The organism is Bacteroides sp. D55t1_190419_B8 (assembly GCF_015558905.1).
Classification (GTDB): Bacteria; Bacteroidota; Bacteroidia; order Bacteroidales; family Bacteroidaceae; genus Bacteroides; species Bacteroides vicugnae.
Genome location: NZ_JADMOU010000048.1, coordinates 16,035 through 29,142, shown reverse-complemented (window position 1 = coordinate 29,142; position 13,108 = coordinate 16,035). Strand labels below are relative to the sequence as shown.

The 13,108-nt window shown below is 42.7% G+C and carries 6 protein-coding genes and 1 pseudogene; all 7 read right to left on the bottom strand.

Features of this window, described 5'->3' with window-relative positions; translation table 11 throughout:
- Nucleotides 1-407: 407 nt before the first annotated feature.
- The 7 genes and pseudogenes from I2I13_RS23495 to I2I13_RS23465 all read right to left on the bottom strand — a co-directional run bounded on the left by I2I13_RS23495 (nt 408) and on the right by I2I13_RS23465 (nt 13,101).
- Nucleotides 408-1,652, bottom strand: coding sequence for an alpha/beta hydrolase family protein (locus I2I13_RS23495; RefSeq protein WP_099147238.1), 1,245 nt, complete (start codon nt 1,650-1,652; stop codon nt 408-410).
- A 189-nt stretch (nt 1,653-1,841) separates the two neighbouring features.
- Entirely contained in the window at nt 1,842-3,113 is a 1,272-nt protein-coding gene (gene ltrA, locus I2I13_RS23490; protein WP_195650685.1) for a group II intron reverse transcriptase/maturase, read from the bottom strand.
- A gap of 760 nt (nt 3,114-3,873) precedes the next feature.
- Nucleotides 3,874-4,464, bottom strand: a pseudogene (locus I2I13_RS24750) (reverse transcriptase domain-containing protein); the annotation flags it as partial.
- 418 nt (nt 4,465-4,882) lie between these two features.
- Entirely contained in the window at nt 4,883-6,925 is a 2,043-nt protein-coding gene (locus tag I2I13_RS23480) for a fimbrillin family protein (protein ID WP_149945415.1), read from the bottom strand.
- A gap of 48 nt (nt 6,926-6,973) precedes the next feature.
- On the bottom strand, nt 6,974-8,524 hold the full coding sequence (locus I2I13_RS23475; RefSeq protein ID WP_009039366.1) for a RagB/SusD family nutrient uptake outer membrane protein: 1,551 nt from the start codon (nt 8,522-8,524) through the stop codon (nt 6,974-6,976).
- Nucleotides 8,525-8,545: 21 nt separating this feature from the next.
- Nucleotides 8,546-11,812 (bottom strand): TonB-dependent receptor, encoded by a 3,267-nt coding sequence (locus tag I2I13_RS23470; protein ID WP_009039365.1) that lies wholly within the window; start codon nt 11,810-11,812, stop codon nt 8,546-8,548.
- Nucleotides 11,813-11,823: 11 nt separating this feature from the next.
- Nucleotides 11,824-13,101 (bottom strand): sialidase family protein, encoded by a 1,278-nt coding sequence (locus tag I2I13_RS23465; RefSeq protein WP_195650684.1) that lies wholly within the window; start codon nt 13,099-13,101, stop codon nt 11,824-11,826.
- Between the last annotated feature and the right edge of the window lie 7 nt (nt 13,102-13,108).

Here is a 13,108-nt window from a genome sequence, read left to right as displayed (position 1 = left end):
TAATAAGTTAATAATCAATCATATAAATAGAATAAAAACAGGAGTGGGATAGTAAAAAATATAATGCGTCTGCCCTGCACACATATGTAAACCATACAGCCCACATATGCAGGCTCTACAGCACACAACCGTGGGCTATAAACTTAGCGCCACTCAAATCGGGTTATTAAGCCATTATAATCCGCTTTATATGGATTCATTTCAACAAAAACAAGCCATTTTATGCTTTTTCTCCTTCCATTAGACTGTTTTATTAATGATAGATACCCTGTTTTTACTGGAGAAATAATGATAGATACCTTTTGATAAATGTATCTATCGTATGTATTGTTTTAATAATGAGAACAATATAAAAATGAATGATAGTATGATAGATATTTTATTACCTTAGTGATAGATATCACAATCTATTCAAGATGTTTTTTCAACCAAGGAAGTATCAACTCCGACTTAAAATAATGATTGGCCCCGTCCACATTCACCAGTTTATAAAACTCATTCCTATCGAGCCCTTCCGGCAGTGCCTTTATGTCTGTTCGATTATGCGGATCAGCGTATTTTGGATAATGATGTATCTCGACATTCTCCAAACGTCCGGTCATCTTATAAGCGGCACGTACTAAATCCAAATCGCGATCCAGTCCGCCTTCCGTTAATATAACAGGACGGGGAGCCAAAGAGGCTACAATATCCGGGAAATTAAATTTACGCCAGAAGTCCGGTATCAAATGGCGGATAGAATTTGGAAAAGGTCGTATACCCGTCTTGTCTGGAGCAGTCATAACCAATGCCCGTTCTTGTGTATGACACAGAAAATCATTATAAACAAAGGCGTAGATGGATGTATCCAGTGTCCCTAATACAATCAAAGGTTCTGTCCCCAAAGAAAAACCGCTTACAATAATCCGGTCTTTACGGATATAGGACTGCGTTTTCATCCATTGAAGAACTTGCATATCAAGATAAGAAGTATATCCGAGATAACTCCACCCCAATTCCAATAAGATGCGTGACACTAAATCATAGTTATAATTCCTTCCGCGTGCATAGCGTTCCAAATCCGAGGATTCACCGGCTGCCGGATTGTCTACGGCTACTGCTACATAGCCCGCCTTCGCAAAGTTGCGTGCCATTGTTACCTTGGGATTCTGATAATCATCATTCAGTTTCGGAGCAACTCCCGGTTCTCCCGCCAGCCCTTCTTTACTACCACCTGAACCGGGGATACATAGAATGGCGGGAACAGGCCGCTGTAAAGAATCGGGTATCAGGACTAAAAAGGTGGATACACATTGGGACAAAGGATAAAATTCCCATTTCTCCAGTTTGTAACCGTCACGTTGTTTGCTGTACAGCCGTTTAGGCGACGGCATATCTTTCACTTCGGGAAATTTCATGATTTCCTGCATTGACTTCCGTACTTTATGCTGCCATTCACGGAATTCTTCGGCAGTCATATCCGGCTGAAATGCACATTCCGGTTTTATGTTCGCGAGCATTGCATGGACAACTCCATAGGTACTCAGGAATCGTCCGTCTTGTCTTTCTGATTGAATGATAGTATGTTCGCTTCCTGTCACATCAGGAATTTGAGCAAGACTGTTGGCATGCACCAATAGTAATAACAAAACAGCTATTATGTTCTTTTTCATTGTAATGCCTGTATTATAAAAGTTATCTTATCATCCTTTATACTGAAATCGAGTAGGAGGAAAACGAAGTAGTTTTCTTCCTACTCGATTTCCGACCTCTCAGTCGAGTAGATAAAAGGAGTTCCACCTTAAATCTCTCACAGAACCGTGCGTGATAGTCTCCTATCACACGGCTCTTCTTATTCAACCTTATAACTTTATCGTACCTTTGGCTGGTTTGAGACCTATTTGCCAATGATAGAAAATAGCATCCCTTTCTGCAATGTTCCCAAGCCATTTCAATATTACGTACATGGGCTTGCGTCTAAAGGTTTTATATTTAGCTTTTGCCCATTTTGCAAGTAATAAATCGAAGTACCGAAGTAATTTTTGAAAAGATTTTCCACCATATTTACCATAATAATTTGCCCATCCTCGAAGTATGGGGTTAACCATTTGAGCTATGCAGTCCAGCGGAGTATGAGATTTTGACTTAAGATTCCATGAGCGCATGGTAGCTCTGATTTTTGTTGTTGCCTTCATACTTATTCTTGGTTGGAAACCTGTAAAAGCTTTACGGGAGCTTTTATGAATGGTTTTACATGGTCGAAATGTATGACCGAGAAAATCAAAAGTAACATTAGAGTGATTTTCATTTCTTCTACTTGATTTGCAATATACTATCTTTGTTTTCTCTTCATTCAGGCTTAATTTGCATGACTTAAACCTAATTATTAGTTCTTCATACAGGGATTCAGCTTCCTGTTTACTGTGACAATGACATACAGTATCATCCGCATATCTCTCAAAAGGGATTTCAGGATGATGTATCTGCATCCATCTGTCAAAACTGTAATGCAGAAAGAGATTTGCAAGAATCGGTCCTATAACACTACCTTGGGGTACACCGCAGGTCCTTTCAATCAGACTTTTGTCTGCATTCTGATATGGGACTTTGAGCCATCTTTCTATATATAATATTATCCATCTTTCTTTTACATGAAGCTTTACGGCTTTCATCAATAACTGATGGTCTATCGTATCAAAGAATTTGCTGATGTCCATATCCAAAACCCACGCATATTTCCAGCATCTCTCTCTTGCACGTCCAAGTGCATCATGAGCAGAACGGTCGGGACGATAACCATAGGAATCTTCATGAAATATCTTCTCGATTTCAGGTTCTATCATTTCAACAACAAGCATCTGTGCAATCCTGTCTTCCACTGTAGGGATACCCAATGGTCTCGTTCCTCCTGCAGGCTTCGGCATCTGAACCAGTCTGACAGGTTTAGGAACATAACTCCCTGAACTCATACGATTCCATAGTTTGTATAAGTTTCTTTTCAAATTACTGTTATACTTTTCAAGTGTGACGTTGTCAACACCTGAACCACCTCGATTTTGATTCACACGCTTGTATGCGTAATATAGTTTCCATCGGTCAATATCGAATGGTTTTGCTCCTTGCTTTTGTGTCATCCTTAATGGAATTTAAGTTGTACAATACAATTTCGCTTGAATAAGTTACCCCCTTCGCTCCATCTCCATTACAGAGAGTTCTTCACTACTACGAGGTAATCCGCCCCTGCATCAGACATCAGTATTTCTACCTTGTGTTTCTTCCACTTGTGTATTTTCCTTTGACATTCTAAAGCAGGTTCCTATGTTCCGACAGTTAGCCTACAGACAAATCATGCCGCCTTAACACCGTACATCGAATAAGCAGCAGTATAGGTATCTCTTATTCTTATCCAAGGTTTGTGGTGAAAACCAAGTTCTGATGTAGTCTAACGCACATTTCGATGCTTCATCAGCGGTTCACTTCCGTTCATCTTTTGTCTGCCTACCTGACTATTTTTTTATATAGCCTTTTAACAAGTCGTTCACTACAATATCTTTTCAGATACAGCAGCACTTGCCGGTTTACTACCGATACCTATTTACCGATAGTGGAAGGTCTGCTTCCATCTAAATGTCAGTTATGAGTTTAAGAAAACTCTACATAGCACACCACCACCGTACATGCGGTTCCGCATACGGCGGTTCCTATTTTGGGTACCATTCGAGATAATAATCCATTAGGCTAGCATAACCTGCTCTGCGCAACTTATCGTTAGACATTGCGAATGTAAGCAGACGGCTGAGTGCTACACGCCAATACCCGAGTCGAGTGTTACCCCATTGATACGCCTGCCAGTCAAGGACACCGCATTTCTTTAGATTTGTCACTCTGGTCTTGGCTCACAACCCTTCCATCCTTTATAGTGTGGCTGAGTATTTCTCTCAGCTTGCTATGGCTGACTGTATCAAAGAAACGCTCTAGATCAAGGTCAACTACATATCTGTAGCCCGCATCCACTATCTTCTGCGCTCTTCGTAGTGCGTCATGGCAGCCCCTTTTCGGACGGAACCCATAACTTGTCATGGAGAACTGACGCTCGTAAATTGGTGTCAGAACTTGGTGTATGGCTTGTTGTACCAGTCGGTCTACCACGGTAGGAATACCCAAAAGGCGTTTCTTGCCATTATCCTTAGGGATTTCAACCCTGCGGACAGGATTGGGACGATATGTCCCGTTTTACAAGGAAATTATAAGCTCATCCTTATTAGCCAAAAGCCATGGAAACAGTTATTCGCATGACATCTTGTCGATACCGCCACACCCTTTATTGCTGACTACTGCTTTATAGGCTTTATTCAGATTAGAGGGACTAAGAATAAGTTCAAACAGATGTTCCTTGTCGAATGGTACTTCCACGATGTTGTCTTCGGTCATCCACATGAAAGTCTGCACCCCCTCATACCATTCGGATTCCGTCCTATCTCTTTGATAACTCCACTACTATAACTTCTGCTGACTTCTCACGGCAAGCTTTACTCCGTACATTTCGTAAAAAAAACTAGTCCGTGAGACCTCCTCGGATAAGGGCATTATCTTTCCATCTTATACCTGCTTCATTTACACCAACCGTTCCGAATAGCTATAGGGCTTTGGTTCGCTTTGCAACCTTACCCCCAGTCAAATGCCTTATATAAAGTTTCTGTTCGTCAGGTCAGATGTTTGCTGCCGACTTCCTTCTGATTCCAACTCGCAATGGACACCATTGCCATAGGCTATGTAATTCCCGCTATTAGGGCTTACTCGGGACTTACACCCGTTAGATAATGCTCATGCCGAGCGTACAAAGACTCCTTGGCATGATTCTTCAAAAACATGCCAAGGATTTATGGAAATGAAAAGTAAGTGTCTAGTTGGCAGTATTGTCTCTCATGCAACGAACACCAAAACCAAATGTACGCTTATTTCCTTTAGGTGTATTACAATTCGTAGCATCGTAATAGAACTGTGCCCCGAAGTCTTTTTTAGTTGCGGCATTGCTCCATAGACTGATGCATCCATTACCTGCAGGAGCTACCCGCTGCAATGCTCCGTTATTGATAAAACCGGTACTAGGATAAATAGCCGTTCCGCCATTTGCAAAAGTAACGCCACCCTGTTTCGTTATATCACCTGAAGCACTGGTAGTCACAGCACCAGTTTTATGATTGCCACCGCTGACTGTCGATGTAAATCCACTCCACACATAAGGATGAGGAACACGATAGCCCGGCGGACATGGATCATAGATTGACTTTGAACCGGTAGAGCCGTCTCCACCGCTAGTAGCATACACTGTTGAATTTCCCCATAAATCATAAGCGTCTTCATTCAACCAATTATCTCCCTTAATATATTTCATCGGATATTTGGCTATATCTTCTCTTGAAATCAATGTTGTAACTGTAAAGTCCCAACTTACAACCTCATTATCCTTATCATAAACTGTGGCGTGTGCATTTGCCGCATCATCACTCGGGCCGATAATCGGGTCTTTACGCCCCCATTGATAGAACAAACCATGCGAACCTTTAGGATCAGTAGCTGCCGACCACAGCTTGTCATCCGTTGCACCCAAGTTACGATCCATCATCACAGGTGACTGAAAAGTGGGGTATGTGTTATAATCTGCATGCACAGTATACGTTTGCACTTTAGTATCCAAATCCACATCTGTAACCCAAATATGCCAACTCCATACAATCGTTCCTGCGCCATCATAAGCGGCAATAACCGCATTACCTGCCTTTAACGCCGTTTCTTCCGAACCGTTCAAGGTAAAATAGATATAATCATTTTTCAGTTTCACACCGGATATCAGGCTTCTTTCGCTTTGCCAAAGAATTGAAGCCGATGCAGGAGCTAACGGCGAAGGAGTGATACCTTTCTTTGTATCATCACCTTCTACTGCCGGAGTAATCGTTCCATTACCCATAACGGTAGCCTTAAAGCGATATTCCTGCCCTGCCTTTCCTGCCACATAGCAGTTTGCCGTTTCCGTTGCACTCAAATCAATGGATAAGTCTTCCAAAAGTGCGGCAGTCAGATTGTCCAGTTCCAAATTCAATGTGTTAATGTCACCTGCAAGTATATTGACAGAAGCAATCCTGCCTGTCAGGCTAAGATCGTCCTCCCCTGCTTTTTCAATCGCTACCTTTACGTTACATTGTTTCGCTGACAAGTCCACAGGATTCATAGACATATATCCGTGAAATACTCCGTTCGCAACGAGTGCCGGAGCATTGTCTACTCTCAACTCTATTTTTGAAGAGCCATCGGCTATAGCAAACTGACCGGTAGTAAGGTCAAATTTATAATCACCCGCCAAAGCAATGCCATCCTCCGTAGAAAACTCGATGGACTTCACTTTCCAACCGACATACTTGACCGATGTCTTACAACTGATGTCTAAATATCCCAATGCATGTCTAAAGGTCATCGGAACAGCAGTTTCCACCTCAGCAGACTTAGCCGTCGCATACATCAAGGCAGTGTTCGTCAAATGAGCGTTTGATGTGCCCGACTGTAATTGCGAGTTACTCAAAACTCCGGCCACTGCTTTCGCTGACGTATTATCCTTATTATAAGGAATGTAAGCATAGAAAGTGTGTTCTCCCGTTTCTTTGCCCCACACTACCTGTGTGTAGAACATTCCCTCGGTCTGTCCCACATAAGGAGCTGCAACTCCCACAACAAGATTGACTGTTTTTGTCTGTTCGCAGAAGAAACCAATTTTACTATCTGCCGCCCAAACTGTCTTGTTATCACCCAACTGTGACTGGCAACTGAGGAAGATCTGATTTCCTCCCGCCGGACGCGTAAAATCCGTCTGGGCATAGTCATCGTCACTGCATGCAGTGACAAGAAACGCTGCACAAAATCCTAAGACTGGAAATATATATTGTTTTTTCATCTTTGTATAATCTAAATTTTAATGAATGATATGAATCCGACAGGCGGATTAGTAACCCGGTGTCTGCTTAACCAACGGGTCTTTCGACATTACCGTAGCATCTACTGGCCACAACAAGTGCTTCTCGACAAGATCGCCCGAAACGCTAATCTGAAGAGCCTTAGCCAACTCTCCATTCTTCATACGGCGAATGTCATACCAACGCTTACCTTCACCTACAAACTCTTTGGAGCGTTCTTCCAGAATTGCATCTTCCGCTGTTTCACCACTACGGGGGTATTTATTGGCAGCATAAGCGGAACCGTATGCACGCTCACGGACACTATTGATGTAAGCGGCAGGATCACCTCCCTGCAATGCCACAATTTCGGCCAGTAGTAACTGCAAATCCGCATAGCGATAGACAGGCCAGTCGTTTGTAAACTTGCGTATGTCATTGTCCAACTCCCCTTTATATTTATTCAAGAGTATGGCTGCCGCTCCTCCGTCTACCTTATATACATCAAAGAAAGTGGCGCTACGACGGATATCGTTTTCACTGAATGTATCAAAAAAATCTTTCGCATACTGGTAGTTGGATGCAGTACCATTCAGTTTCAATGGGTTCACATTGTCACCTTTGTACTCTACACCGTCCGCATTTTCAAAACCGACCAGATTGGTATTGGTAGGATACATGAACTTGCTGAAGAAGTTTTCTTTCTCATTCAGCATATAGCGGATAACGAATATCATTTCTTTGTTATCTTTCTTCGTTACATCAAAAACGTCCTCAAAGCTGGTCTTGGAAGCAAAGCCATACTTGCCGCAATCAATGATATCCTGCAACGCTTGCTTGGCTGCTGCCAAATCGGCCGATATATTTTTTGAGTAGACGCTTGTACCGCCAATAGGTTTTACTTTACATCCCCACAACAGGATTTCGGCTCTCAACATTTTTGTTGCCGCCTTGCTCCAATAAGAACTTTTGTCTGTAGAATTGATGGTAAATGCGTCATCTGCGAAATAATCTTCCGATGCCTTGATGTCCTTTACAAGGAAATCATAGACTTCTTCTTCCTTGGCCCGCGGCTGATTCAAGTCGGAAGGAGTAAAGCTACCATCCATCACGCGTGCTGTTTCAATCAGAGGAACTCCGCCATAGGTACGGAATAGATGAAAGTAATAAAAACTTCTCAATCCGTGTAACACGCCCATATAATAGTTCTTTTCTGTTTCATTCAAGGCAGAACTGCCGGGGACGGACTGGATGGCATGGTTAATCTGCATAATGTCCATATAGAAATTGCCCCAGTTGTTTATCACATAATTAGCTTCAGTAAGATTGTTTGTCACAGCCGGCACATCGCTAATAGTCTGATTAAACAAAGAAGAGTTTGAGCCGTAAAAAGTCCCGCCTCTAAGTTCACCCATCTTGAACAATACTTCCTGACGCTCACGGACACGATAATGCAAGCCACGCACAAAGCGTTCCGCCTGATCTTTGGTACTCCAGTAATTACTGATACCGTAGGAGTCTACCGGACTCAAGTCCAAATAACCGCAAGACTGCATAGCTCCTATCAACAACACTAATAATGTATATTTTATTTTTTTCATAATACATCTTTCTTTATGATTTTAGAACATAACCTTTAATCCCATCAGAACTGTCTTAGGTAAAGCATATCCGCCCTTGTCGCCACTGGTGGTTCCATACTCGGGAGTGTAGAGACGATTGTCCGTTATGTAGAATAAATTCTGTCCGGTAAGCGTCACCGTCACTTTATCCATGAGGGCTTTTTTAGTCCACTGCGAAGGTAAATCGTAGCTCAAGGAAATCTCACGGGCACACAGGTAAGAAGCATCTTCCCAAAACAATGAAGTGTTGCGGGTATAGTTCTTTTTAAAGTTAGTGTCGTTAGTCATCAATACCGGAAGTTCCGCACCCGGATTATCTTCCGTCCATGTCTTTTTAGCCAAATCCGGAACATTGAAGTGACCGGAAGTGATACCCATGAAATATTGATAACCGCTATTCCACTTCTTGTATCCCAACGCATAGTCGAATCGGGCAAACAAGGTCAGCCCTTTCCACGTAACGGATGTATTGAAACCACCCATCCATTTTGGAATTTCATTACCAAGCTTCACCTGATCATACGTGTCGATAGTTCCGTCACCATTCACATCGTACCAGACAGCATCACCCGGAGCTAACTGCTGCGCATTTTTCTGCTGCTCAACCGTCAATTGTGCATAAGCTGCCGGACCATATACCGGTTTAGAGGGAATCTTATCTACGTAATAAGCATAGTTTGCCAAATCGGCTTCGTCACGCACAACACCCATCATTTTGAATCCGTAAATATCACCGTAAGACTGTCCTTCCTGTATTCCACCTTTCCAAACGGTTTCATTACTACCTTTGCCTTTGTAAACTTCCGTTCCGCCTTGACGGTTGTTCTCATTACCATTATCAGGTAATTGCAGGATTTTGGATTTCACAAAAGTAATGTTGGCACCTATATTCCACTTAAAGTCCTTACGGTCAAAAATACGGTAATTGACTTCAAGCTCCATACCCTGACTACGCACAGCGCCGTTGTTTGTCGTCATTGAGCCTACGCCGGATGAAGAAGCCAAAGGTACATTGGCAATCAAATCGGTAGTTTTCTTGTTGAAATAACCTACTGTCAAATCTACTTTATTAAACAGTCCTAATTCTATGGCAGTATCAAAAGAGGTGGTTTTCTCCCAACGCAGTCCGGGATATGCAATATCGTCAATCAACAGGCCGTAGATGCCGTTGTAGTTACCGGCTGTTCCATAACTACCTTGTAGTTCGTACAGTCCGATACCATTCACGTTACCATTCTGCCCATATCCCATACGTACTTTCATGTTGGAAAATATATCCAGATATTTCTCCATGAATTCCTCACGATATACGTTCCATGCGGCACTGACACCGGGGAAAAATCCCCAGCGGTTGTCCACCAGTTTGGAGTAACCGTCGTAACGTCCGGAGAAAGAAAAAAGATACTTGCTCTTATAGTCGTAGGTAGCATTCAGGAAACCGGACATGATGCGCTCCTGTGTGTGAGTGGTAGACATGTTACGGGTGGATTTTCCGTTTGCGTCCAACGGGGCAGTGAACTGCAATCCGATAAAATCATCGGAAGTAGCTCCCTGACCTGATGCCGAGAGTCCGTAGTTGTATTTGTCTATCATTTCAAAACCACCGACTGCACTGACGTTATGGTCACCGAATGAGACATTGTAATTCAGAATGGCGTTATAAGTCTGATCCAGTTTGCGCGCATAAGTAGCAGAAGCTTTGCGGTTAGAATTCAACTTACCGGGAGCGGTAGGTAACTCTTTATCAAAAGATTCAGTTTCCTTCATCCAAAGATACCACATACCGCTCAGTTTCAAGCTCAGTCCTTTCATCAAATCCACTTGGAAAGAAGTTCCCAGCGTAGTCTTGTAAGCCGTATTTCTGCGATAGTAGTAGTTCTTCATCTCATTCCAATTGGCATTTTGAGTATTATTGAGTAGTGTGATAACCGTTCCGTCCAAATTAGCTCCTTTAAAGGTCGGGGGAGCAGCAGCTACCACGCTCCAGAAATTAGCGTCGCTCATGTAGTTAGGATTGGTTTCCGAACGTGAGAAATTCACGAAACCGGAAGCTTTCAGCCAGCTCTTGATCTTATATTCACCGTTCAGGTTGAAAGACAGACGTTGGTATCCCGACTCCAATGGAAAACCTGTTTCATCATAATACCCGATACTTGAGTAGTATTTGCCTTTGTCGTTTCCACCGGAGAAAGAGACATTATAATCCTGCGTCCAGGCATCCTGCGTGTTCAACTTCATAAAATCAGTTTCCTTGAACAATAGATAATTGTCTGATGCCGGATCTTTCATCGATTGCCAACCATAATCCAAAAGATATTTATTCTTATCTGTCAGAATAGAGGTACTATAGATACCGTTGCTGCTTTTATTTCCGTCGGCAGTGATGTCATTTCCTGTACCCCATCCGTTCACAAGATTCATGTCGTCTCCGCTACGCTTTGCCGCCATACGTTCCCAATACAGATAATCGCGGGCATTCATAAAATCGTAGTTGTCGCGGGCAAAACCTTTACCGATATTTACGTTCAATGTTACGGTTGTTTTCCCCACATGACCGCTTTTTGTGGTCACTAGAACTACACCATTATTGGCACGTGCACCATAAAGTGCTGTCGCAGCAGCATCCTTCAAAACCTCAATAGATTCAATATCGTTACTGTTGATGTCGTTCATATCGTCTTTCTGCACACCGTCAATAATATACAACGGACTACCGGAACCGTTCAAAGAAGCACCTGCACGTACCTGAATGGAGGGCCCTGCTCCCGGCTGACCGGAAGTCTGCGTAACACGTACACCAGTAACCGTACCCGCCAAAGCAGTCAACGGATTGGAGCGTACACCTTTCTCCAAAACTTCGGAAGAAACTTTGGATATAGCCGCAGTCAGCTTATCTTTAGTTACGGTTTTACCATAACCTGTGACAATGACTTCCTGCAAACCTATGGCATCATCTTTCATCACTACCGTAATATTCTTACGTCCATCCACGTGAATATTCTGTTGAACATAACCTATGTATGAAAAAGCAAGAACTGATTTACTCTTTGTCAATGTTAACGTATATTTTCCATCCAAATCTGTAATAGCACCATTTGATGTGCCCACTTCCAATACGGAGACACCAATCAAAGGCTCTCCAGCAACATCTTTCACAACGCCACTTACCGTTTGCTCGACTTGTGCATATATGCTGCCAATGGAGCAAAGCATGGCCACTACCACGAATATTACTTCCCGGCAGTACTTTAAATGTATTTTTCTCATATTAAAAGAGGTTATTTAGTAGATAATATAAATAATTCCAATCTCATCCATCCGGCCGGACGAGTTGATAGTTTTTGGAATCCCGGTTCATTACCGAGTTCGGCAACAATAGCCATATCACCATCAGGCAGAAGTGCCATACATGTGTATCCTGCCGCTTTATCATAAAGCACCATATGATCTGCCGGCTCAAATGTATGCGAATGACCACCAAAGAATTTAGCTTTGGCCAAATATAGTATACCACGATCATCATGAGCTGTTGTCTCGGTAATCCCTTTCGCCCCACAGTAATACATCCAGCCATCCTTTACGATAACACTTCCCGCACAGCCTTGGGCTGGAGTTGGTAGTGCTGTCGGAGCATAATCAGAAAAAGAAGGCCATTTGGCTCCACCATCTGTACTTACATAGTTTTGACGGTGTCCATTATAACGGATATTTCCAATTAATGCACCATCAGGAGCTTCCGTTACCGTCCATTCACCAGACTTATTAGGTTGCCCGGTTTCCCATGTCACCCCGTTATCATCCGACCACATAGCTGTATTCCCGCCATTTGAAACGGTCCCAGCAGCTTCATTCACTTTGAAAGTGCGTATAGGGACAATCAAACGATTCTTATATTGCTCACTTGATGTCATTTGCACACCGGAACCGGGACCGAAGCTACCAATCATTCTTGTCGCACCGCTAAAAATTCCAATTTCCACCTCGTCTGTGAGATCTTTTCTTGTCCAATTTAATCCATCATCTTCCGAAGTGTACATGATAGCTCTATTATTATAGCCTTGTTTGGCAGACTCCTTGCCTACAGCATCCCACAAAGAGGTAAACAAAAAGATTTTCCCCGTAACTTGGTCGACGACAACAGTCGGGTCCATATATGACAACTTTGATGAAGTAGCTTGACTGGTTAAATTCTTTTCAGTCCATGTTACCCCTTTATCGGTACTACGCTTCATCAGAATATCCGTCCGCCCAGCTTTATCTTGCCAAGTTCCATAGCGAGCTTCACAAAAAACGAGTATGCTGCCTTTCTTTGTAACCGCGATGGCAGGAACACGATATGAAATGTCATTACTTGCTTTTGAATTGAATACGGTAATTGTTGGAGAAGTTATCTCCCATATCGGTTTCGAGTCAGGATCAGGGTCGGGATCTGGATTTGAATCCACAACTTCATCTGGATAAGGCACCGGACTAAAGTCATTAACATTATCATCCGAGCAGGCAATAATAGCAAACAAACTCAGAATATAACAAAACACATTAAATATACTCTTCATAAATAAA